The following is a 24234-nucleotide window of genomic DNA, read 5'->3' as shown; positions in this document are numbered from 1 at the left end:
GTCGTTTTTCGTAATTCGCGCCGCACGTCTCAGCGGTAATTTTTGTAATGACAATCCTAGCTTACAACGAATTCAAAAATTGGCAAACGAGTTCGGCCCCGCCCCTTTCGAAATGCCTGAACGTCAATTACTAAATTTTTAGTTTGACACATACGCAAGAAATCGCTGATGCTGTGCGTCATCCGGTTTCCGCCGGAGAACCATAAATTTTTGGGAGGAGACAGATGCGGAGACATCTACTTTCCGCAGTGGCGGCGGCTGCCGTCATTGCGGGGCACGGTCCTGCTTGGGCCGACGAAGCCGCAGCACAACGTTGGATCGACGACGAATTCCAGCCATCGACCTTGTCGAAAGACGAACAAATGGCCGAGATGCAGTGGTTCATCGAAGCTGCACAGCCTTACGCAGGTATGGAAATCAACGTCCTGTCCGAAGGTATTCCAACGCATTCCTACGAGTCGGAGGTTCTGACCAAGGCGTTCGAGGAAATCACCGGCATCAAGGTCAACCACCAGATTCTGGGTGAAGGTGAAGTGGTTCAGGCCGTTCAAACCCAAATGCAAACGGGTCGGAACCTGTATGACGGCTATGTCAACGACAGTGACCTGATCGGCACCCATTCGCGTTTGCAGCTGGCCTATCCGCTGACGGACATGATGGGCGGTGACTGGGCCGCGACGACTTCGCCGACGCTGGATCTGGATGACTTCATGGGCATTCAGTTCACCACCGGACCGGACGGCAAGCTGTATCAGCTGCCCGATCAGCAGTTTGCGAACCTGTACTGGTTCCGCAAGGACTGGTTCGATGATGAGGCGAACAAAGCCGCGTTCAAAGAAAAGTACGGCTATGATCTGGGCGTTCCGGTCAACTGGTCCGCGTATGAAGATATCGCCGAGTTCTTCACCAATGATGTGAAAGAAGTCGATGGTACCACGATCTACGGCCACATGGATTACGGCAAGCGCGCGCCCGACCTCGGATGGCGCATGACCGATGCCTGGCTGTCGATGGCCGGTGCCGGCGACACGGGCGAACCGAACGGTGTGCCTGTCGACGAATGGGGCATCCGCATGGAAGCGGGCACCTGTAACCCTGTTGGCGCTTCGGTGTCGCGTGGTGGTGCTGCAAACGGTCCGGCTGCGGTCTATGCGATCCGGAAATGGGATGAATGGCTGCGGGCCTATGCGCCTCCGGGTGCCGCGTCTTATGACTTCTACCAGTCACTGCCGGCACTCAGCCAGGGCAATGTGGCCCAGCAGATCTTCTGGTACACGGCCTTCACCGCCGACATGGTCAAGCCGAAGTCCGAAGGCAACAACACCGTGGATGACGAAGGCACGCCGCTGTGGCGGATGGCACCCAGCCCGCACGGCCCCTATTGGGAAGAAGGCCAGAAGGTTGGCTACCAAGACGTGGGGTCCTGGACGTTCCTCAAATCGACCCCCTCGGATCGTGCCCAGGCAGCCTGGCTTTATGCCCAGTTCGTGACCTCCAAAACTGTCGACGTGAAGAAGTCCCATGTGGGTCTGACCTTCATCCGCGACAGCTCGGTCAACCACGAGTCGTTCACCGAACGCGCACCCAAGCTGGGTGGTCTGGTCGAGTTCTACCGCTCGCCTGACCGCGTGGCATGGTCGCCGACTGGCATCAACGTGCCGGATTATCCGAAGCTGGCCCAGATCTGGTGGCAGCAGATCGGTGACGTGAACTCGGGCGCCTTCACCCCGCAAGAGGCGATGGATCGTCTGGCCGAAGAGATGGACATCACCATGGCCCGGATGCAGGCCGCGGATGAAAGCGCCGGTGTCTACGGCGGCTGCGGTCCACGCCTGAACGAGCCGCAGGATCCGTCCTTCTGGTTGGAAAAAGCAGGTTCGCCCAAGGCCAAGCTTGAGAACGAAAAGCCGCAAGGCCAGACCGTCAACTATGACGAACTGGTTCAGCGCTGGCAGTCTCAGTAAGCCGTTGAAACCCGGGGGTGCCGCATCAGGCACCCCCACTTCAAGACCAGTGCATTGCACTGAAGGACCGGAACCCACGGACATGATCGAACTTCAAGACGCGACCAAAAGGGTCGGCAACGTCATACATATCAAGCCCACAAACCTGACCCTTCAAACAGGCCACTTCAACGTGCTGCTGGGCGCGACGGGCTCGGGCAAGACCTCTCTGATCAAGATGATGGCCGGGCTGGACCCGATCGCCTCGGGCAAGGTCCTGATGGATGGGCAGGACGTCACACGGCTGAATACGCAGAAGCGAAAAATCAGCCTCGTGCACCAGTTCTTCGTGAACTACCCGCATATGACCGTATTCGACAATATCGCCTCGCCATTGCGCGTGGCAGGCATGGCGCAATCCGAGATCGAAGGTCGCGTGGAAGAGGCCGCCGACCTGCTGCAATTGCGACCGATGCTGCACCGCCGCCCGCACGAGCTGTCGGGTGGGCAACAACAACGCACAGCGCTGGCGCGTGCCATTGCCAAAGAAAGCCGCGCCGTGTTCCTTGACGAACCGCTGGCCAACCTTGACTACAAACTGCGTGAAGAACTGCGCGAGCAGCTGCCCGACCTGTTCGCAGGTCGCGGGGCCGTGGTGGTCTATGCCACGTCCGAGCCCGAAGAGGCGCTGCTGCTGGGCGGCTACACCGCCCTGATGGAAGATGGCCGCGTGACCCAGTTCGGGCCAACCGCTGACATCTATCGCAACCCCGAGAACATCGCCGCCGCGCGGGTCTTTTCGGACCCGCCGATCAATGTCGCACGCATCACCGTTTCCGCTGCGCAGGCGCAACTGGCTGGAGGAGGTGGCTGGGCCGTAACCGACATGGCCGACGGAGATTACATGGTCGCGGTGCGGCCGCATCGCGTGACGCCGTTCCGTACGTCTGACGCGGACGTGGAACTGACCGGCCGAGTGATCGTGACCGAGCTTTCGGGCTCGGATTCCAGCGCGCATTTCCAGCATGGCGAGGACGCCTGGGTGTCGCTGGCCGCCGGGGTCCACCCCTATCAGGTGGGCGAGGACCACACATTCTTCATGAACCCGGCCCATTGCCGGTATTTCGGCCAAGACGGCAAAAGGGTGGCCTGACATGGCACAGATCAAACTTTCAAACCTCCGCCACAGCTACATGCCGTCGCCAAAAGGCCCCGAGGATTATGCGCTGAAGGAAATCGACGTGACCTGGCGTGATGGCGGGGCCTATGCCCTGCTGGGCCCGTCGGGCTGCGGCAAGTCCACGCTGCTGAACATCATCTCGGGCCTGCTGACCCCGTCCGAAGGGCAGATCCTGTTCGACGACCGTGACGTGACCGCTCTGCCCCCTGATCAGCGCAACATCGCACAGGTGTTCCAGTTTCCGGTGATTTACGACACGATGACCGTGGGCGAGAACCTGGCCTTTCCGCTGAAGAATCGCGGCGTCGATCCGGCGTCGATCAAGCGCCGCGTCGATGCGATCGCTGAGATGCTGGATGTCACCGACATGCTAAACACCCGTGCCAGCGGCCTCAGCCCGGACAACAAGCAGAAAATCTCGATGGGTCGCGGCCTGGTCCGCGACGACGTGAACGCGGTGATGTTCGATGAACCTCTGACCGTGATCGACCCGCATCTGAAATGGAAGCTGCGGTCCAAGCTGAAAGAACTGCACCAGCGCGTCAAGGCGACGATGATCTATGTCACCCACGACCAGACCGAGGCCCTGACCTTCGCGGACGAGGTCGTGGTGATGCAAGAGGGCGAAGTGGTGCAGATCGGCACCCCGGTAGAATTGTTCGAGCGCCCGCAGCATACGTTCGTGGGCCATTTCATCGGCTCGCCCGGCATGAACGTGCTGCCTTGCGAAGCGCGCGGCGACCGCGCCCTGTTCGAAGGGCACGAAGTCATGCTGGAAGGTCCCATTCATGGTGATGGCGGCCGCACCGATCTGGGTATTCGCCCGGAATATGTTGGCTTCGGCGAGACCGGCATCCCGGCGCATGTGACCAAGGTTTCCGACATCGGTCGCCACTTTGTGGTAAGCGCGATGGTCGGCAATACCGCCCTAAAGGCCGTGACCGAACACAGCGCGCCCGAACCCGGATCACAGGTCTTCCTGCAATTCAAACCCGAACAATCCCGCGTCTACCGCGACGGCTGGATCGCAACCGAGGAGCGGGCCCAATGAGAACAGAAAATCAAAAAGCGTGGTTCTTTGTCCTACCCGTGCTGGCACTGGTCGCGTTCAACGCGTTGGTGCCGATGATGACAGTGGTCAACTATTCGGTGCAGGAAACCTTTGGCAATAACCAGTTTTTCTGGGAAGGCCTGGGTTGGTTCGAACAGATCCTGCGGTCGGACCGGTTTCAGGCAGCACTTGGACGACAGTTCCTGTTTACTTTCCTGATCCTGATCATCGAAGTGCCTCTTGGCATCATCGTGGCCCTGTCTATGCCGCGCAAAGGTTTCTGGGTGCCTGTCTGCCTGGTGCTGATGGCCCTGCCGATGCTGATCCCGTGGAACGTCGTTGGGTCCATGTGGAACATCTTCACCCTGCCCAAAATCGGTCTGTTGGGATATTTCCTGAATGACGTTCTGGGCATCAACTATGACATGACGCAACAGCCGCTTTCGGCCTGGATCACCGTCATCGTCATGGATGTCTGGCACTGGACGTCGCTAGTCGTGTTGCTGTGCTATGCAGGCCTCGTGTCGATCCCGGACGCCTACTATCAGGCGGCCAAGATCGACGGCGCAAGCCCATGGTCGGTGTTCCGCTACATCCAGCTGCCCAAGATGAAGACGGTTCTGACGATCGCGGTCCTGCTGCGGTTCATGGACAGTTTCAACATCTATACCGAGCCCTTCGTGCTGACCGGGGGTGGGCCCGGCAACTCGACCACCCTGCTGTCGATCGACCTTGTGAAGATCGCGCTGGGGCAGTTCGACCTTGGCCCTGCGGCTGCGATGAGTCTGATCTATTTCGCCATCACGCTGCTGGTTTCGTGGCTCTTCTACACCCTCATGACAAAGGATGACGCGCAATGAAGAAGCGGTCTCTCATCCCGATCCTCTATATCGCGTTTCTGATGCTGCCGATCTATTGGCTGGTGGCGATGTCCTTCAAGACTACGAACGAGATCCTGTCGGGCTTTTCCCTGTTCCCCCAGACCTTTACGCTGGAGAATTACATCACCATCTTCACGGACCCGACGTGGTACTGGGGCTATATCAACTCGATCACCTATGTGACGTTGAACACGGTGCTTTCGGTCAGCGTTGCCTTGCCCGCTGCCTATGCGTTTTCGCGGTATCGGTTTTTGGGCGACAAGCAGCTGTTCTTCTGGCTGCTGACCAACCGGATGGCCCCGGCAGCGGTCTTCGCCTTGCCGTTCTTCCAGCTCTATTCTTCGATCGGCCTGTTCGACACGCATCTGGCTGTGGCACTGGCGCATACATTGTTCAACGTGCCGCTGGCAGTTTGGATTTTGGAAGGCTTCATGCGGGGAATTCCAAAAGAGCTGGATGAAACCGCCTATGTCGACGGCTATTCCTTCCCGCGTTTCTTCGTGACGATCTTCCTGCCCAATATCAAAGCAGGCGTGGGCGTGGCGGCCTTCTTCTGCTTCATGTTCTCGTGGGTGGAAATGCTGCTGGCCAAGACGCTTACGGCGGTTGAGGCCAAACCCATCGCCGCCGTGATGACCCGCACCGCGTCCAGCGCGGGCTATGAATTGGGCCTGCTGGCCGCCGCCGGCACCCTGACCATCATCCCCGGCGCCATCGTCATCTGGTTTGTCCGCAACTACATCGCGCGTGGTTTCGCGATGGGACGTGTGTGAGGTTCGATATGCGTAAACTTCTTCTCATCCTTCTTTTCCTGCCTTCCACGACCTTTGCCCAGCAGGCCGGATGGAGCAGCGTCGGCCAGCAAGAGGAAAAAGGCTTTTCCTGGACTGCGCCACTGTGGCCCGACTTCTGGATGGCCTGGACCCCGGCGACACTTGCCGTATTTGTCGGCATCTTTTCGGCCATCGCACTGATTGGCATTCTTGAGGGCTTCAAGTATCGCGATGGCATAGAACGGCGCGGTGTACTGGGGCTGACAACCACATTGGGCGATCGGCTCTTCATCACCCTTCTGGGGTCCGCCTATATCTTCCTCGCCTGGCTGGGCCTTGTCGGGCAGCCGGTATGGACACCTCTTTTCCTGTCTATCGGCTGGGGCGTTTTTGTGTTCTGGAAAGTTTAGACTTTGAGAAATCGCGAAAGGATGCTTGTCTGTCAGGCATACTAAACATGACAACACCGAGATCGATGCGAAAGAAAAAGACAACAAATCTGCTGACCGAGGTTGAACTGGAGTTCATGAACGAGCTCTGGGCCCTCGGGCAAGGCTCGGTGCGAGATGTCCTGGACCGCCTGCCTTCGGAGCGCAATCTGGCCTATACATCCGGTGCCACGATCCTGCGCATTCTGGACGAGAAAGGTTTTGTGGAAAGCCGCAAGACAGGAAAGACCCTGATCTATACGCCGCTTCTGGAAAAGGACAGATATCAGGCCCGGTCTTTGCAAAACCTGTCCCGCACTCTGTTCGACGACACACCCGCCACACTGGTGGCCCGGCTTGTCGATGATGCGGGGCTGAGCGAAGCCGACCTGGAGGAAATTCGAGCACTGGTAGAAAGGAGACTGCAAAATGACAGCGGTTAGACCGGTTCTCGACACGTTTATCGAACTCAACATCGTGCTGGCCTTGTCAGCCGTCATCTGGCTGGCGGCCCGCGCAGCCCTGACCCGAACAGCCCTGCGCCACAGCTATGTCGCGCAGTTGCGTGCGCTCAAGGCGCTGTGCGTGTGCGTCCTGATCAGCCCGTTTCTTGCGTTGGGCGTGTCATCATTCGCCTCTTACGCATGGCCGGGCAGCGCCATGGCGCTTGGCGACATCGCCGTTGCCGCCTATCTGCGCGGCGATATCGCCATGCCCGCCACCCAGTTCGAGGCCTTGCTGAACACCCGTGAACGGTGGGTGGACCTTGCATTGTCAGGGCAACAGCCGGTGATCACTGCCCTTGCAACGCTGCTTGTTTTGGTCGCCGCCCTGTTTGCGGCCCGCGCTCTGAGGGACGCGGCGATGATCCGTCAGACAGTCAAATCCAGCTTTCTTTGGCGGCAGTCGGCCAAGGTAGACATTCGTCTTTCGGATCGCATCACCGTACCGTTCGCTGTGCGCGGATTGCGCCGTCGCCATGTCGTTCTGCCAAGCCATCTGCTGGATACCCCGCACGAACTGCGCTTTGCTTTGGCGCACGAGCTTCAGCATGTTCGGGCCGGTGACGTGGAATGGGAACTGGGCTTTGAAATGCTGCGCCCGTTGTTGTTCTGGAACCCAGCCTATCTGATGCTCAAGTATCAGTTCGGCCGCTTGCGTGAACTGGCATGCGACCAGTCCGTGGTGGCCCGCAAACGGATCGATGCGCGCGAATACACTTCCTGCCTGCTGGATTATTGCGCGCGTACGATCTCGGCAAACAATCCTCGCGTTCTGAATGTTGCGTTTGTGACGGGCGGCAAGGCCAAGCGCGTGCTGCGTCAGCGCGTGCTTGCATTGACCGATGCACAGCCGGCGGTGCCCACCCTGCCCGCTCTGTTCCTGGGGATGGCATTGACCTTCGCCACCCTTCTTGCATTGGGGTCTGCGTCGATCCAGCAAACGCAGGACTGGAGCCATGACCGCCTGATGCTGTCAACCGTGGTCAATCTGGAACGGCTGGAAGCACGCAATCAGGGGAACTGATCCGACCTGATCACCAGCCGCGACGCCCGAACAGCGAATGAAGCCGACCCTGATCTGAAAAAGGCTCGAGCGCTTGCGAGCGCTCCAACCGCGCCACGACCCGCGCGACCATAACCCAGCCTATGACTGCAAAGATGACGCCTCCAAACGCCTGCCCCAGCAGAACGCCGGATGCGCCGGCGATCTGTGAACCAATCGTCGCGAAAACCCAAGTGCCGATAGTGTGACGACCCCAGTTTATCCATGTGGAATAGACCGGATGCCCCAGATTGTTGAAGCTGGCATTTGTCACGAAGATCACGCCATTGAAGAACGAAGCCAAAGCCAACGGACCGCAGAACAGATAGATCAGACTTCGGGTTTCGCCCTCGGCTGCGAACAAATCTGCAATCGGGGCGCGCAGCAAAAACAAAATGGCCGACATGCAAACGACATAAAGGGCCGTGAACTTGATCCCTGCCAGAAAGGCAGCGCGCACACGATCGAACTTTTCGGCCCCGAAATTCTGCCCGATGATTGGCCCTATCGCGCCTGACAGAGCGAAGATGACCGAAAACGCCACCGGCAAAAGGCGCCCGATCACGGCCATGCCCGCAACCGCATCCGTTCCATATTGCGCGATTTCCCGCACAACGATTGCATTGCCGATCGGCGTGGCGACATTTGTCAGCACCGCTGGAATTGCAATCGCCCGCACGGGTCGCAAATCCTTTGCAACCTGCTTCAGTGAAGGGTGCGCAAATCCCCGATGCACCCGAAGCGCTGGCCACAACGCCGCCCCCAACATGCACAGCCGCGCCAGGACCGAGGCGATAGCGGCCCCATCCAGCCCCAGCCCGACCGCAAAGATCAGTATCGGGTCCAGAACCGCATTCACCACTCCGCCGTAGATCGTGGCCATCATTGACCTCCGCGCATCGCCATGAGCGCGCAGCACGGCCATCGCCGTCATCGCAATGGACATCACGAACATGGTCGGAAGGATGATCGACACATAACGCGTCGCCAGCCTCAGAACCTCTCCTTCCGCGCCAAGCAAGGACAGCAGGTAGCTGAGGTTAAACAAGACCAGTCCCGAGGTCGTCAGCCCGGCAATCAGCCCGATAACGGCCACGCTGGACGCGTAATGCCTTGCTTGTTCAGCCCGCCCGGCCCCCAGTTCGCGCGCAACCAGCGCCCCGGCGGAAATCGACAATCCGATATTGATCGCGTTGGTGAAAAACAGCAGCGTCCCGGCATAGCCCACCGCCGCCGCCAGCGCATCGTTGCCCAACATCGAGATGAAGATCATATCGACAAAGTCGACGGCAAAAATGGCCATCAGGCCAATGCTGGTGGTCAATGACATGCGTGTCACATGCAGCATCAGACTGCCGCTCAGAAACACCGCTTTGCCTGCCGATTGATCCGCCAAAACCCTGCTCGCCCCACTTGTTCGACCCCGACGGGCCTTTGATGCCGTTGCGCCCAGCAAGGGAAAGCCCCGGGCAACGCTGAAGCAAACTCACGCGTTACCGGGGCATTGTACACAAGTTATTTTAAGGACCGGCTGATCCCACGGGGATCAAACAAATCGGTTCACGTAGTTCTCGAGGATTTCCTGACGCCCCGAGCGCGGATCTGGATTGAGATCCTCGGCCAGCACCCGCGCTGCAATCTCGTCAAGACCAGAGGTCAGCATTGCCTGCGCCTCGGGCGTATTCCAGCCCGTGTACCGATCAGCCAGCGCTTGTTCCAATCCGCCATCTTCGATCATCGCTGCCGCTGCTTTCAGGCCCCGGGCACAGATATCCATCCCGCCCACATGCGCGGCGATCAGATCTTCGGCGTCGATCGACTGCCTGCGCAGCTTGGCATCGAAATTGGTACCGCCGGTGGTAAATCCACCCGCTTTCAGGATGTGGTAATAGGCCAGCGCAACCTCGGGAGTGTTGTTGGGGAACTGATCCGTATCCCACCCGGATTGATAATCGTTCCGGTTCATGTCGATGGAGCCCAGCATCCCTTCGGCTGCGGCTACGGCAATCTCATGTTCAAAACTGTGCCCCGCCAGAATCGCGTGACCCTGTTCGAGGTTCAGTTTGACCTCATTCTCAAGCCCGTATTTGCGCAGGAAACCGATGCAGGTCGCGGCATCGAAATCATATTGGTGCTTTGATGGCTCCTGCGGTTTGGGTTCGACAAGGATCGCACCTTTGAACCCGATCTTGTGCTTGTACTCGACCACCATGTTCAGGAACCGGCCCATATGATCCAGCTCGGTTTTCATGTCGGTGTTGAGCAGCGTCTCGTACCCTTCGCGCCCGCCCCACAGCACATAGTTTTCGCCGCCCAGTTTGTGGGTGGCATCCATGCAGGATTTCACCGTGGCGGCAGCAAAGGCAAAGACGTCGGGATCGGGGTTGGTGCTGGCACCGCCCATCCAGCGGCGATGGCTGAACATGTTGGCCGTACCCCACAACAGCTTGGTGCCGGACACTTGCATCTTTTCACCGATATAGTCGGTGATCTCGTTCAACGTGTGGAGATTTTCGGCGAAGTTCCCCTGTTCAGGTCGGATATCGGCATCATGCCAGCAGAAATAGGGCTGTCCCAGAATCTGGAACATCTCGAACGCGATATCGGCCTTCATCTTGGCGCGGCCCATGTCATCCTGTGGGTGCCAGGGGCGCTCGAAAGTGGGGCCGCCAAACGGATCTCCACCCTCCCACGCGAAGGAATGCCACCACGCCACGGCAAAACGCAGGTGATCCTCCATGCGCTTGTCCAAGATGATCTCGTCCGGGTTGTAGTGGCGGAATGCGAGCGGGTTCTTGCTGTCCTCGCCTTCAAATTGGACTTCTTCAATTCCCTGAAAAAAACCGCTCGTCATTTCGCTTACCTCATTCCGTCTTTTCGCCGGGCTTTTTGCCCAGAATGATCATCGACAACAGATCGTCATCGGTGACGTCTGCGATATCGACCGTTCCAACCAATTGCCCGTTCTTCATGACCGAGGCCCGGTCACACAGCTCCATCACCGCGTGTACATCGTGGTCGATCAGGAAAATCCCGATCCCCTGCGCCTTAAGCTGTTGGATCAGGTCCGCCACCATCTGTGTTTCGTGCGGACCAAGTGCGGCCGTGGGCTCGTCCATGATCAGGATACGCGCGTTGAAATACACCGCCCGTGCAATGGCCACCGATTGACGCTGACCGCCCGACAGGGCCGAGACCGGATCATTGAACTTCTGAAAGTTCGGGTTCAGCTGCGCCATGATCTTGCGGCATTCCGCCTCCATCGCGGCGTCGTTGACCAGGCCAAAGGGCGTGACCATTTCGCGGCCCAGAAACAGGTTTGAACTTGCATCCAGGTTGTCCGCCAGCGCCAGCGTCTGATAGATCGTCTCGATATTGTTGGCGCGCGCGTCGCGGGGGTTGTTGATCTCGACCTTCTTGCCGTCGATCAGGATTTCGCCATGGTCCATCTGATAGGCGCCCGAAAGAACCTTGATCAGGGTGGATTTACCGGCCCCGTTGTGGCCCAGAAGGCCCACGACCTCGCCCGGGTAGAGATCTACCGACACATGGTCTACCGCCTTGATACCCCCGAAGGAAATCGAGATATCGCGCATTTCCACCAGCGGAGGCTGGCCGGACCCACGACCCGAAGCTTGGTTCGGTGTTTCTTGAGCTTGCATCATTTCGCCCCCAGACGTTTGCGATAGACGATGTCGATATAGACGGCCAGAACCAGGACGGTGCCGACGACAATGTTCTGGAACGGCGCGTCAACGCCAACCATGGCCATGCCCGATTGCAGCGCCTGCATGATCAACGCGCCAAGTATTGCGCCGTAGATCGTTCCGATGCCGCCGGACAGCGCCGTTCCACCGATCACGGCAGCGGCAATAACGCGAAGCTCATCCAGCGTTCCGATATCATTCGAGTGATTGGCCAGCCGGGCCGAGGCCACAACCGCCGACAGCGCGCACAGGAACCCCATCAGGGCAAAGATCTTGACGGTCATCAAACGGGTGTTGATACCCGACAACTCGGCCGCGTCCGGGTTGCCGCCGGTGGCAAAGATGTAGCGGCCAAAGCGGGTTTTGCGGGCCACGACGGTCAATGTCACCGCCACAATGATCAGGATCAGGACCGAGATCGGAATGCCATAGCCGACAACCAACCCTTCCGGCATGGTCTCGCCGCGCGCTTCGAACATGCGTTCAAGACGACGGGTCGGGATCGCATAGCTGTTGACGATCAACACGTACCCCATGATGGCAAGGCCGATGATCCCGGCCAGCGTTGTTTCAGCCCAGACCGGCTTAACAGGGAAACCATGAGCGGCTTTGGACCGGCGGCCGCTCCACAACGCCCAGATCGCAACAGCCGTGGCGGCAAGGCCGAACAGGAGGCTGACGGTTGTTCCCAAGGTTCCGTTTGTCCCCCCGAACATCAGAAACGTGCTGTCCAGCGGGCCGATCGTCTGGCCGTCGGTCATGTACCAGGCGACGTTGCGCCAGACCAGAAAACCGCCAAGCGTCACGATAAAGGCTGGGATGGTCAGATACCCCACCATCCAACCGTGGAACGCGCCGATCAATGTGCCGACCACAAGGCCCACAACCAAAGTGATCGCCCAGGTCGCAGGGTGGTTCAAACCCATTCCCAATACGTTGGGCAACAGCTCGGTCTGGGTCATCGCCATCACGGCAGATGTGGTCGCCAGCAGCGCCCCAACCGACAGGTCAATGTGGCGCATGACTATGATGAACACCATGCCGCAGGCCATGATCGCAACCGAGACGGTCTGGATCGACAGGTTGAACAGGTTTCTGGGCGTCAGAAAGCGGCCATCCGTAAAGATGTTGAAGCCGATGCACAGGATGATGAAGGCGCCGATCATGCCCAATAGCCGCATATCCAGTTCCAGTTGCTGAAACAGGTTGGACTTTGCTTTTTGGGGTACCGGCTGAGACGAAGTTTCGGTCATATCCGATCTTTCATGTTCAGCTATGATCTCTGGCCCACCCTTGCGGGCCAGAGATATTATGGTTTGGAACCTGGTTTAGTTACAGGGTGCAGGGCCGCTTTCGACGCCCTGACACAGGTCTTCCAACGGAATCCAGCCAGCATCGACCACGACGGACAGGTTGTCTTTGGTGATCGGTACAGGCGCAAGGAAGACCGAGTTCATCTCGGTCCCACCGGGCGAAGTCCAGCTGATCGCGCCTTCGACATCCGCAGGGCTTGTTCCGTTGCTCAACGCAACCGCGATTTCACCGGCAGCTTTGCCCAGCTCACGCGCATCTTTCCAGACCGAGACGGTCTGCGTGCCCTTGGCAACACGATTCAGCGCTGCGTGGTCGCCATCCTGACCCGAGACCGGAATGCCTTCCATGCCCTGCGCGGTCAGGGCTGCAACAACGCCACCAGCAGTACCGTCATTCGAGGCGACCACGGCATCAACGTTGTTTTCATTCGCGGTTAGGATCTGTTCCATGTTGCGCTGTGCGTTCGCTGGCAGCCAACCGTCGGTGTAAGCTTCACCCACGATGACGATATCGCCGCTGTCAACGGCGGCCTGAATGATCTCTTGCTGACCGCCGCGCAGGAAATCCGCGTTCGGATCCGTGGGCGATCCCTTGATCATCACATAGTTGCCTTTCGGCATCGCCTCGAACACCGCGCGGGCCTGCATCCGGCCAACTTCAACGTTATCGAATGTCAGATAGAAGGCACGGTCATCTTCGATCAGACGGTCATACGCGATGACCGGAATGCCTTCGTCTGCCGCCGCCTGCACAGCCGGGCCGATGGCCTGGGAATCCTGCGCCAGAATGATCAGCGCATCAACGCCCTGGGCGATCAGACTTTCAATATCCGACAATTGCTTGGCAGAAGAAGATTGGGCATCAGACGAGATGTATTCCGCACCGCCCGCTTCCAGTGCAGCCTTGATCGCCGCTTCGTCGGTCTTCCAACGCTCTTCCTGGAAATTCGACCAGCTTACGCCGACCGTGGGCTCTGCGAATGCGGCTGTCCCCATCAGGACCGCCACGACAGAGGCGCTGAGAATTCGTTTCATGATTTCCTCCCGGTTTCATTGGGCCATCGTTTCATGATTCGTGGCCCCGATAATTCTGAGTAGCATATTTATTTCAGTCGGTAAAATATTTATGCTATCGGTAACTGAAAAAACCACCTAGGTTGAAACAGGGATCAGATTCGCGAGGGCAAGATGCTGAAAAGCAAAGCTTCTTCAAATGCCACGGACCAAAGGAACGTCACTCGCCTGCGCGTTCTGGAAAAAATCCGGGCCACAGGCACCATTTCGCGAATCGACATCGCCAGCGCGTTGGAGACCAGCCCAGCGACCATCACGACCGCCACTGCCGATCTGCTGTCTGCCGGTCTGATTGAGGAAATAGAAAGCGAAACATCTTCCAAATCAGCGCGCCGCGGCAGACCGCGGGTACAATTGAAACTGAATGGCGCGTCACATCTGATTGCGGGCGTGAAAGTCGCCCGCCAGCAGGTTTCAGTCATTCTCGTGGATTTCGAAGGAACCGAAATCACTTCGTACACGCATCCGCTGGACCAAGCCCGCATGGCCCCGAATGCGTTTGCCAAAAAGATCCGCGCCGTGCTTGATCAGGCCTGCGCCTCGGCAAACCGATCCCTTGCCGATTTGTCAGGTGTCTGCATCGGCATCGCTGGCCTTATCGATGCAAATCAGAACTTCGTGCATTGGTCATCTTCGCTGACGGAACGAAATGTGGATTTGAGCCCGCTGTTGTCCGAGGTGCTCCCCTGCCCTGCCTTCATCGAAAACGACGCCAATCTGGTCGCAAAGGCAGAACAGCTTTTCGGATTGGGAAAGGGGCTGAAGAATTTTTTGGTTGTTACGATCGAACACGGCATCGGCCTGGGCATCGTTCTTGATGGCAAGCTTTATCGCGGTGAACGCGGATGCGGCGCAGAATTCGGGCACCTCAAAGTTCAGTTGGACGGCGCCTTGTGTCAGTGCGGGCAGCGCGGATGCCTCGAGGCCTATGTGGGGGAATACGCCCTGATCCGCGAAGCCACGATCGCCAGTGAAGCAACGGATCCCCGCACTCTTGTCGATATACTCGCTGCAGCAAAAGCCGGCGACGCCCGATCCATTTCCGTTCTGGCCCGCGCGGGCCAAATGTTCGGGATGGGGGTTTCGAACCTGATCAATCTGTTCGACCCCGAATGCATTATCCTGTCCGGCGCCAGAGGTCGCTTTGATTACCTGCATTCGGACGAGGTGATGGCACGTGTCCAAAACGGCGTCGTCAGCGTCGACGCGCCGTTGCCGGAAATCAAGGTCAACCACTGGGGCGATTCAATGTGGGCAAAAGGGGCAGCGGCTTATGGGATTGAACAAGTCTCTATCCTGAAGGTCAGGGAGCTGGCGGCTCATGCGAACTAAGATGGCAATCTTGCTTGCGGCAGGTTCCGCTGCCGCTGCGGATACCGCTCCACCCCGCTTTCAAAAGGTGGAAACCCCCGGCCATGTTTACGATGGCGGCTGGGAACATTTCGTCGGGGGGGGTGTCGCGGTCTTCGACTGCAATGATGACGACCGCCCTGAAATGTTCGTGGCCGGCGGATCAAACCCAGCACAATTGTTCATCAACACATCCGACACAGATGTCAGTTTTCTTCCGGATGCGCCAGGTCAGTTATCCTTGACCCGTGTGACCGGCGCATACCCGGTAGACATTGATGGCGATGGGATCCTGGACCTTGCGGTTTTGCGCGTAGGCAAAGACCTGTTGCTGCGCGGCAAACCGAACTGCGCGTTCGAGCCGTTCACGGCACTGGGTTTTCAGCCTCAGGACCATTGGACCACCGGCTTTTCCGCCACTTGGGAACGCGGGCAAACCCTGCCAACGCTGGCCTTTGGAACCTATGTCGACCGAAGCAATCCGGACGGACCTTTTGAGGCTTGCGAGCCGACGCTTCTGTACCGACCCCAAGGCGAAAAGTATGGCGATCCTGTCCGTTTGGAACCCGGTCACTGTTCCCTGTCGATCCTGTTTTCCGACTGGGCGCGCACGGGTCGCGCGGATCTGCGTGTCAGCAATGACCGCCACTACTATGTGCGTGGCGGGCAAGAGCAATTGTGGGCTATGGAAGACACCCCGCGCCTGTACAGCGAGGCCGATGGATGGCTACCCTATTCGATCTGGGGCATGGGGATCGCCTCGCGGGATCTGACCGGTGACGGGTTTTCCGATGTTTATCTGACGTCCATGGGGGACCAGAAGTTCCAGGTTTTTGATCCTGCGTCAGATGGGCCGACATGGCGGGATGCGACTTACGACCGTGGAACAACGGCACACAGGCCACATGCAGGAGGTGACGGCCGCCCCTCGACCGGCTGGCATGCACAGTTCGGGGACGTCAACAATGACGGGCTGGACGACATTTTCGTCGCCAAAGGCAATGTTGAGCAGATGCCCGACGCGGCGCAGAACGACCCCAACAACCTGTTGATGCAGACCGCCGACGGTCAGTTTGTCGAAACAGCATCAGAGGCTGGTGTCGCGTCCATGGCAAAGTCCCGCGGCGGGGCGCTGGCGGATTTCAACGGGGATGGGTGGTTGGATTTGGTGGTGGTCAATCGCGGCTCGGACCTTGAGGTTTTCCAGAATGAACCGACGACCGGCAACTGGCTCATGATTGATCTCGGCCAGAGCCACCCCAACAGACAGGCAGTCGGCGGTTTTATCGAGGTCAGGACGCCCGAGGGCGTTCAAACCCGTGAAGTGACCATTGGCGGGGGGCACGCCAGCGGAATTGCAGGGTTCCACCACTTTGGTCTAGGAAACTTCGAAACTGCGGAAATAAGGGTGATCTGGCCTGATGGTGAGCATGGAGATTGGCAGAAGGTAGATGCCAATCAGGTGATCCGCCTCAGCCGTTGATCACTGATCGACGGGCATTCCGCTGGGAACCGTTTGGGGAACACCCAGCCGCACAGCCGGATCTTCCAGCGTGCCCAGAAAACTCAAGATGGCATCGACCTCGTCATCACTCAGGTCGATGGGCGCCAGATCGTTCGACGCTGCTATGGCTTCGACATGCTGGGGGTCAAGCAAAGCCTTTTGATCCTCTGCCCCGAAAAACTCTGGCAGGTCAGCCATTTCGATGGCGTAGTTCCGCAACGCGGAAACCGGATCCAGATGATGACGCACGACATCCTCAAGCCGTGCGTAGGCACCGCTGTGGCCATATGGCGCCGTCAGGGTCACGTTGCGCAGCGAAGGCGTGCGGAATGCGAAGGCATCATCCTTGTCGCCCGTGACGCGCAGTCGCCCGTCATCCCGCACATGATTTTCGAAACGGGCTGATTTTCCGGGGCCGATCTGAGGCATGGCGATGGAATGGAACCCGTGATCGGTCTGGAACCAGCCGGAATGGCAGGCACTGCATCCAGCCTTTCCGTAGAACAGCGCCATCCCCAGCTGCGCTTGTTCGGGCAGCCTGTCTTCGCCTCGCATCGCACGATCAAACAGGCTGTTGTCAGCCCGCCACTCAAACGCGATGAAATCGGCAATGACATTGGCGATTGCGGTAAAGGAGATGTCTTCTCCGGGCGCGATGTCATCAAATCGCCTTTGATACTCTGGTATCGCCGCCACGCGCGCGGCGATCAGATCCCAGGCGCCACCCTCTTGGGTCAGCAAGCCGAGTCGTACGGCCTTGCTCACCTCGTTTTCAGAATAATGCCCCGCCATTTCGTCAGGCGACAGCACCGGAAACATCGCCTGCGCTGCCAAAGCCGATTTGAACCCCGGCCTCATATGCGTCCCCAACGGCGTTCTAATGCCATTGGGCTGTGACGGATCCGCCTCGAGGCGACCGTCATGAAAAAACGTCGTGAATTCCAGCGCCCCGAGATTCCACATCGCGGGCGAGTTCCGGGGAATGCGCTGTTCGGGCGCATTGTCTTGTGTGACCTTGCGCTGACCACCCAGCCCGATCCCACCTTCGCCGATACCCAGTGAAAGCCCGTCGGACGTTCCCAGCTTCGGATGATGACAGGTTGCGCAGCTTATGTTCTTGTTGCCCGACAGGATCGGATCGTAGAACAGCAGTTGCCCCAACTCTGCGTTAGCAAAGTCAGGTTCGATGAATTCCGGTTTCGGACCAAAGTCTTGCGCCTGAGCAATTGAAAGCGACATCCAGATGCCTACGGCATTTGCTGCAATCTGAAGTCTCATGATCGTTCCTCGGAAATCTCAAGTGTCAGAGTTTGTCGATACGGGTTGTCCGGCGTATGGATGACGGACGGGAACGCAGGGACATTCACGGCGTTCGGATATCCTGACGGCTCAATGCACAGCCCCGCACACGGGCTAAATCGGCCTGACAGATGTGCCCCGGCATAGACCTGTGCGCCGGGTTGATCTGAATACAGGTTCATCCTCAATCCCGAAGGTGCCGTGACCTCTGCCACCGGATGATCATGGGTTCCACTTTCATCAAACACAAAATAATGGTCCAGCTCGCGCCCCTCTGCCCCGACGGTGCGGGACAACGCGAAATCTGGCACATTATCGCCGGCGGCGGAGATATCTCCGGAAGGAACGGAACGCGCGTCCAGCTCCAGCACCCGGTTCGATCTTAACCTGAGCCGACAGTCCATGATATCCTCTGGACAGCCCAGAGTGTAATAATTGTGCTGCGCGATGCTGATCGGCGTTGGGCGATCCGGACGCGCCCTGATTGTGTAGATCAGACGCGGACAGGTCAGTTCGACATGCACCTCGAAATTGACCGCTCCGGGAAAACCGCCTTCACCTTTAGGTGAAATCAAGGACATAACCGACTGATTTGGAGAGGTTTTCACGATATCCCAGTATTTGCGCGACAGCCCGCTCGGACCACCATGCAGCGTGGTCGGCCCTTCGTTTGCTGTCAGGTGATGAACACGCCCCTGCAATGCAAACTGTGCCCCGCCGATGCGGTTGGCCACTCGCCCGACCATCGCGCCAAGGTAGAACGGGTCCGACAGGTAATCCTGCGGGTTTTCGTAGCCCAATATCAAAGGTGTTTCGCCAAGCCACCAGCCTTGCGTGATTGCGCCATAGTTCAACAGGGAAACGGACATGTTTCCGTCTTCCAGAAGGACCTGCTCGACAGGCATGCGTTTGGGATCAGCCATCAGCGCGCGGCCAAAGGGGACAAAGCAGCATAGTATTCGCGATACCGCTGATATTCCGCCTCATATGCGCCGGTCAGTTCGAGACGTGGTTCAACACGCTCAGCGACTTCCGGGGACAGCATGACATCCTTGGGGTCGGCGCCATCCACCGCACATGCAGCAAGACGCGCCGCACCTATGGCTGCGCCAAACCCACTTCCATCGGGCACAGCAAGCGGCGTGTTCAGAACCGTGGCCAGCGTTTCCAGCCAAAACCGCGACCGCGCCCCGCCACCGACGACCAGCAGACTTTCGGGATTGGTGCCCGTGCTTTTGAGCGCCTCCAAGCAATCGCGCATGGCAAAGGAAACCCCCTCTGTCACGGATTGCGTCAGGTCAGCGGGTTCCGATGCGATATCCAGCCCCAGGAATGCCCCGCGTATGTCACTGTCGTTATGGGGCGTCCGTTCACCGGACAGGTACGGAAGGAAGGTGATCTTTGACGGCCCCTTCACCGAATCCGGCAGGGTCGACGCCAGCGCACCGACGGGTTGACCGAGGTGACGCGACAGCCAGTTGAGACTGTTGGTGGCCGACAGGATCACACCCATTTGAATCCAGCGATCCGGAACCGCATGACAAAAGCAATGAACAGCTGTTTCCGGCGCGGGCGCATAGCTTTCCTTTGCGACCAGCAGCACACCCGAAGTGCCCAAGGAAAGAAATCCGCTGCCCTCACCAATACTTCCGATACCGCAGGCCGCTGCCGCATTGTCACCGGCCCCGCCGGCAACCACGACGGGCCCGGTCAAGCCCCACTGCCCGAGGATCTCTGACCGCAGTTCTCCGCCTGCCGAACTGCCTTCAACCAGGTCTGGCATTTGGTCCCAGCGCATGTGGCTTTGATCCAACGCGGTGACTGACCATTCTCGCTTTCCAACGTCCAGCCACGCCGTACCGGCGCTGTCGGATATGTCGCTGACATAGGAACCGGTGAGCCAGAAACGCAGATAATCCTTCGGAAGCAACACTTTGGATGTCTTTTCAAACACGTCGCGCTCGTGTCTGCGCACCCATTCCAGCTTGGGTGCGGTGAAACCCGGAAAAACGATGTTCCCGGTGATCGCGCGCATCGATGGCAGACCATCCAGCTCCGCAGCTTCCTGCGCTGATCTCGTGTCGTTCCAAAGGATACAGGGCCGCAGCACTTTGCCATCCCGATCCAGCAACGTGGCACCGTGCATGTGGCCGCTCAGACCAACGCCGCGCACCGAAGAAAATGCAGCACCATTCAACGCGCGCAATTGGGCAACGACGTTTTGGCAGGCTTCCACCCAATCGGACGGATCTTGTTCCGACCAGCCGGGATGCAACGTCGATGTCTCAACACCTGCTTCGGCTTCGGCGACGACTTTGCCCTCTTCGCTGACCACAATTCCCCGAAGACCTGACGTCCCCAAATCCAGACCGAGATACACGCGATTTTCCCCCTTCGTATGCCGCACGGATCGCGGGCGCAACAAAGCGCACCCCAAGCCGATGTCAGACCTTACCAGCACAGTTTGCGCTAACACAACAATCCGAAACAAAAGATGGCCGGTATTTTTGCGGGCGCCTCACAGACCGCGTGAGATCACCGACAAACCCGATCATGGTTTAACTGAACTCAGCTGGACCGGAAAATTTTTCGAATTGCCTGACGCAGATTTCACGTAAACAGTTCAACCAGTTCTCAGCCCGCTGATTTCGTTTTGACTGACCCTCTGGAAACGAAAACAGCCTCAGGAAGGAATGCGTCGAATGCAGTCACATGCCAAGGTTGTCGTCGTAGGAGGCGGATGCGTTGGGGCTTCGGTTCTTTATGGGCTGACGCAGCACGGGTGCACAGATGCAGTCATGCTGGAGAGAACGACGCTGACCTCCGGCTCTACCTGGCATGCGGCGGGTCTGCTGGTCACCTTCGTGCGATCCCACAACGTTTCGAAGATGACGATGGAGACCATCCGCATCTATTCCGAAGTCGAAAAGAAGATCGGCGCCTCGGTCGGACTGCGCCAGGTGGGCCAGTTGCGCGTTGCCAATACGCAGGAACGCTGGGACGAGTTCCTGTCCTATGTCTCGATTGCCGAAGCTGCCGGTGTGCCCTGCAAACTGCTGACGCCAGAAGAAATCGCCGAACTGCACCCTCTGCTCAACCAATCGGAACATATTCGCGGCGGCATCCTGCATACCGAGGACGGCTATGTGAACCCTGCTGACATCACCATGGCAATGGCCAGGCTGGCGCGCGAGAAAGGCGCCAAAGTGTTTCAGAACACCGAAGCGCAGGCTTACGAAAAACTGGAAAACGGTCATTGGAAGGTGACAACCAATCAAGGTGAGATCACTTGCGAACATCTTGTCTTCGCGACCGGAAACTATGCCCGCGAAAACGCGCGCCGTGTTGGTCTGGATCTGCCTTGCATTCCAATCGTTCACCAATATTGGACGACCGAAACCGTTCCGCTGCTGAAAGAACGCCGCGCGCAAGGGTTGCCCGAGTTCCCGATCCTGCGGGATGAAGATTACGGTGCCTATCTGCGCGAAGATGTGGGCGGCATTCAGTTCGGCCCATATGAGTTCACCAAAGACCTCAAGCTATTTGCCGAAGATCGCGTGCCGCCTGACTTTGGCGCCGACCTCTTGCCCGAAGATTTCGACGCGGTCCAAGCGCAGTGGGAACGTGCCATCGAGAGGGTTCCGACACTTGCAGAGGTAGGTATCAAGGCCAACACCCGAGGTCCGTTCCAGATGACACCGGACGAGTTGCCGCTTGCGGGACCCGCACCGGGGCATGAAAACCTGTGGCTGGCCGAAGGCATGCCCGGCGGCATATTGTGGGGTGGAACCGTTGGTGAACGTCTGGCCCGCTGGATTGTCGATGGGGATCCGGGCATGGACATGTCTGAACTCGACCCACGCCGTTTTTCGGATTACGCGTCCAAGCGGTGGACCATGGACAAGGTGCGCGAAACGTGGGGAACCCACATGAACGCGCACATCCCCGGAGAAGATTTTCCCGGCGCGCGCCCGATGAAAACGATGGGGTCCTACGATCTGCTGAGCGCGCATGGCGCCGTCTGGACCAGCTTCAACGGATATGAGTTTCCGCGCTGGTTTGCCAAATCGCGCGAGGACGCTGTTCCGGAACATTCCTTCCGACGCACCAACCACATGGAACGCGTTCAGGAAGAGGTGCGCACCACCCGTGACGTGGCCGGATTCATCGAGATGTCACCGATGACCAAGTTCACCGTGCGCGGACCGGGGGCTGCCAAATGGCTGGATGGCATTATGGCGAACAGGCTGCCCAAAGTGGGGCGAATGACCCTGTCGTTTTTGTTGAACCCAAAGGGCGGCATGGATGCGGAATATACGGTCGTCCGCTATGCCGAGAATGATTTTTACCTGGTCTCCACCCCGAATTGGCGCGCCTACAACTGGGATCAACTGCGACGTTTGCTGCCCAATGACAGCTCTGTCCTTCTTGAGGATGTTTCAGAACAACTGGGCGTGATTGCACTGGCAGGCCCCAAGGCACGAGAGATCCTGCAACCATTGACCGACAATGATCTGTCGAACGAAACCTTCCCCTGGCTTTCTGCGCAAATGGGTGAAGTGGGCTACGCCAAGGGCGTTCATCTGCTTCGCGTGTCCTATACCGGCGAGCTGGGGTGGGAACTGCATCATCCGGTCGGTTACAACCGCCATCTTGTTGACCTGCTGCTGAAGGCCGGTGTGAAACCTTTCGGGCTTGAGGCACTGGAATCCATGCGTCTTGAAAAGTCTTATCGCGCCATCAATCGCGAAATCTGCAAGGACATGACGCCATACGAGGCCGGCCTTGATCGGTTCGTGGTAACAGATGGTCGCGACTTCATAGGCAAGGCCGCTCTTTTGAAACAGAAAAAGGATGGCGCGTACCGGCGGTTGGTCACGCTGAAACTGCCCTTTGGCGAAACATCGGTGATGTTTGACGAGGGTGTCTATGCTCAGGGCAAGCTGATCGGACGTGTTACCTCGGGCGGGTTCTCTTATTATTGCAACCACGACATTGCGATGGCACTACTGTCACAGAACATGACGGCGCCCGGAACGAAAATGCAGGTGCTGGTCCACAATGAGATGCGCGACGCCGTGGTCATCGACACATGTGCTGTCGATCCCGCAAACACACGCCCGCGCGCTTGAGTGCGAAACAGAAAGACGGGACTCGAACGGATGACCGAACAACCGACAAAAACGCTTTCTCTTGCCGAAGTTCGGGACTTGGCCAAATCGGTTCTTGTTTCTGCCGGAGCGGACACGCGCAGCAGTGATGTACTTGCCGATATCGTCACCCGGTCTGAACGGGACGGCCCGCGCAGCCACGGGTTGCGCATGTTGCCGGTCTATGTCCAAAGCTTCACGTCCGGCTATGCCAACGGGCACGCGAAGCCCAAAACCGAAAAGGTTGCCCCGGGCGTTTTGCGCTGTGATGCCGACAACGGGTACTATCAGGTTGCAGCGACAGCAGCCCGCGAGGATCTGATCGCGATGGCCCGGGAAAACGGGATTGCCGCGTTCACCTGCGCGAACTGCCACCATCTGGGTGCGTTACGGTTTGACACAGAACCTTTGGCCGAAGCCGGATTGGTGGCCTTTGCCGTGATCAACTCGTTGTCCATGGTGGTTCCGCAAGGTGGGGTTCGCCCGGTTTTTGGCACCAACCCCATGTCTTTTGCCTGCCCGCGTGATGGCGATGCGCCCGTGGTCTGGGATCAGGCCTCGTCCATGGTGGCCCTCATGGATATCCGCATGGCCGCCGCCGAGGGGCACGACCTGCCCCGCCCTGCCGGTCTTGATCCCCAAGGCGAGCCGTCGACAGACCCAAATGCCATCCTTGAAACCCGCAGCCTATTGCCGTTCGGAGAGCATAAAGGGGCCGCGATCGCCTTCATGGTAGAGGTGTTGGGCGCCGCGCTGGCGGGAGGAACCCTGTCCGTGGACAACAAAGAGCGCGAATCCTTCGGCGCCCTGAACATCAAAGGTGGAGCGACCCTGATTGCCATCGATCCCACCCGGTTCGGCAACGGGGCCTTCAACGAATACGTCGCCCGCATCTGCGCCGAGATTTCCGGCAACGGGTCCGCCCGGGTTCCGGGCGACGGTCGCCTTGCAAAACGGGCAGCCGCCGAAGCCCAAGGCATCGCCGTGAGTACCGAGGTTCTGGCCGCACTTGGCTGAAACTGAAATCACCCGCCAT

Annotated in this window: 20 protein-coding genes; 12 read left to right on the top strand and 8 right to left on the bottom strand. The window is 58.5% G+C overall.

What is annotated here, in order from left to right:
• The first annotated feature begins 224 nt into the window (after window positions 1-224).
• From ACR3E6_RS11050 to ACR3E6_RS11015, 8 genes are all read left to right on the top strand, one after another.
• Complete coding sequence (locus ACR3E6_RS11050) at window positions 225-1964, top strand: ABC transporter substrate-binding protein (RefSeq protein ID WP_480487139.1); 1740 nt, start codon at window positions 225-227, stop codon at window positions 1962-1964.
• An 82-nt stretch (window positions 1965-2046) separates the two neighbouring features.
• Window positions 2047-3096, top strand: coding sequence for an ABC transporter ATP-binding protein (locus tag ACR3E6_RS11045; protein WP_171613596.1), 1050 nt, complete (start codon window positions 2047-2049; stop codon window positions 3094-3096).
• A 1-nt stretch (window position 3097) separates the two neighbouring features.
• Window positions 3098-4174 carry an ABC transporter ATP-binding protein gene (locus tag ACR3E6_RS11040; RefSeq protein WP_171723543.1) on the top strand — a complete coding sequence of 359 codons (1077 nt, stop codon included), beginning with the start codon at window positions 3098-3100 and terminating at the stop codon, window positions 4172-4174.
• On the top strand, window positions 4171-5034 hold the full coding sequence (locus ACR3E6_RS11035) for a carbohydrate ABC transporter permease (RefSeq protein ID WP_152457521.1): 864 nt from the start codon (window positions 4171-4173) through the stop codon (window positions 5032-5034). Before ACR3E6_RS11040 ends, ACR3E6_RS11035 begins: the two co-directional genes overlap by 4 nt.
• On the top strand, window positions 5031-5828 hold the full coding sequence (locus tag ACR3E6_RS11030; RefSeq protein ID WP_152457520.1) for a carbohydrate ABC transporter permease: 798 nt from the start codon (window positions 5031-5033) through the stop codon (window positions 5826-5828). The genes ACR3E6_RS11035 and ACR3E6_RS11030 overlap by 4 nt, the downstream gene beginning before the upstream one ends.
• An 8-nt stretch (window positions 5829-5836) precedes the next feature.
• Window positions 5837-6238, top strand: coding sequence for a DUF2160 domain-containing protein (locus ACR3E6_RS11025; protein WP_480487136.1), 402 nt, complete (start codon window positions 5837-5839; stop codon window positions 6236-6238).
• 65 nt (window positions 6239-6303) lie between these two features.
• On the top strand, window positions 6304-6699 hold the full coding sequence (locus ACR3E6_RS11020; protein ID WP_170346648.1) for a BlaI/MecI/CopY family transcriptional regulator: 396 nt from the start codon (window positions 6304-6306) through the stop codon (window positions 6697-6699).
• Window positions 6686-7783, top strand: a complete 1098-nt coding sequence (locus ACR3E6_RS11015; protein ID WP_171633486.1) for a M56 family metallopeptidase — start codon at window positions 6686-6688, stop codon at window positions 7781-7783. The genes ACR3E6_RS11020 and ACR3E6_RS11015 overlap by 14 nt, the downstream gene beginning before the upstream one ends.
• A gap of 10 nt (window positions 7784-7793) precedes the next feature.
• Here ACR3E6_RS11015 and ACR3E6_RS11010 read toward each other — a convergent pair whose 3' ends face one another.
• From ACR3E6_RS11010 to xylF, 5 genes are all read right to left on the bottom strand, one after another.
• Complete coding sequence (locus ACR3E6_RS11010) at window positions 7794-9149, bottom strand: MATE family efflux transporter (RefSeq protein WP_171723658.1); 1356 nt, start codon at window positions 9147-9149, stop codon at window positions 7794-7796.
• Window positions 9150-9347: 198 nt separating this feature from the next.
• Complete coding sequence (xylA, locus tag ACR3E6_RS11005) at window positions 9348-10655, bottom strand: xylose isomerase (protein ID WP_171633489.1); 1308 nt, start codon at window positions 10653-10655, stop codon at window positions 9348-9350.
• A gap of 10 nt (window positions 10656-10665) precedes the next feature.
• Window positions 10666-11463: an ATP-binding cassette domain-containing protein gene (locus tag ACR3E6_RS11000; RefSeq protein ID WP_480487134.1), complete on the bottom strand. Its 798-nt coding sequence runs from the start codon at window positions 11461-11463 to the stop codon at window positions 10666-10668.
• Window positions 11463-12761, bottom strand: coding sequence for a sugar ABC transporter permease (locus tag ACR3E6_RS10995; RefSeq protein WP_171723544.1), 1299 nt, complete (start codon window positions 12759-12761; stop codon window positions 11463-11465). The genes ACR3E6_RS11000 and ACR3E6_RS10995 overlap by 1 nt, the downstream gene beginning before the upstream one ends.
• A 75-nt stretch (window positions 12762-12836) precedes the next feature.
• Window positions 12837-13856 carry a D-xylose ABC transporter substrate-binding protein gene (gene xylF / locus ACR3E6_RS10990; protein WP_480487132.1) on the bottom strand — a complete coding sequence of 340 codons (1020 nt, stop codon included), beginning with the start codon at window positions 13854-13856 and terminating at the stop codon, window positions 12837-12839.
• 153 nt (window positions 13857-14009) lie between these two features.
• Here xylF and ACR3E6_RS10985 point away from each other — a divergent pair, with 153 nt between their 5' ends.
• Both ACR3E6_RS10985 and ACR3E6_RS10980 read left to right on the top strand, forming a co-directional pair.
• Entirely contained in the window at window positions 14010-15227 is a 1218-nt protein-coding gene (locus tag ACR3E6_RS10985) for an ROK family transcriptional regulator (protein WP_171633497.1), read from the top strand.
• Window position 15228: 1 nt separating this feature from the next.
• Window positions 15229-16728 (top strand): CRTAC1 family protein, encoded by a 1500-nt coding sequence (locus tag ACR3E6_RS10980; RefSeq protein ID WP_480487130.1) that lies wholly within the window; start codon window positions 15229-15231, stop codon window positions 16726-16728.
• Here ACR3E6_RS10980 and ACR3E6_RS10975 read toward each other — a convergent pair whose 3' ends face one another.
• From ACR3E6_RS10975 to xylB, 3 genes are read right to left on the bottom strand one after another with little or no spacing between them, the layout of a single operon-like run.
• Complete coding sequence (locus tag ACR3E6_RS10975; RefSeq protein WP_480487128.1) at window positions 16729-18027, bottom strand: cytochrome-c peroxidase; 1299 nt, start codon at window positions 18025-18027, stop codon at window positions 16729-16731.
• Window positions 18024-18971, bottom strand: coding sequence for an aldose epimerase family protein (locus ACR3E6_RS10970; protein WP_480487126.1), 948 nt, complete (start codon window positions 18969-18971; stop codon window positions 18024-18026). The genes ACR3E6_RS10975 and ACR3E6_RS10970 overlap by 4 nt, the downstream gene beginning before the upstream one ends.
• Window positions 18971-20428, bottom strand: a complete 1458-nt coding sequence (gene xylB / locus ACR3E6_RS10965; RefSeq protein WP_480487124.1) for a xylulokinase — start codon at window positions 20426-20428, stop codon at window positions 18971-18973. The genes ACR3E6_RS10970 and xylB overlap by 1 nt, the downstream gene beginning before the upstream one ends.
• A gap of 322 nt (window positions 20429-20750) precedes the next feature.
• Between xylB and ACR3E6_RS10960 the strand changes: the two genes are divergently transcribed.
• Together ACR3E6_RS10960 and ACR3E6_RS10955 are read left to right on the top strand one after the other, a co-directional pair.
• Window positions 20751-23180, top strand: a complete 2430-nt coding sequence (locus tag ACR3E6_RS10960; RefSeq protein ID WP_480487122.1) for a GcvT family protein — start codon at window positions 20751-20753, stop codon at window positions 23178-23180.
• Between the two features lie 30 nt (window positions 23181-23210).
• A complete protein-coding gene (locus ACR3E6_RS10955) occupies window positions 23211-24215 on the top strand; it encodes an Ldh family oxidoreductase (RefSeq protein ID WP_480487120.1) in 1005 nt (334 codons plus the stop codon).
• Window positions 24216-24234 lie beyond the last annotated feature (19 nt).

This window comes from Ruegeria sp. AL3 (assembly GCF_056536065.1).
Note: the sequence above shows the minus strand (reverse complement) of the source record. Positions and strands in the feature narration are given on the sequence as shown.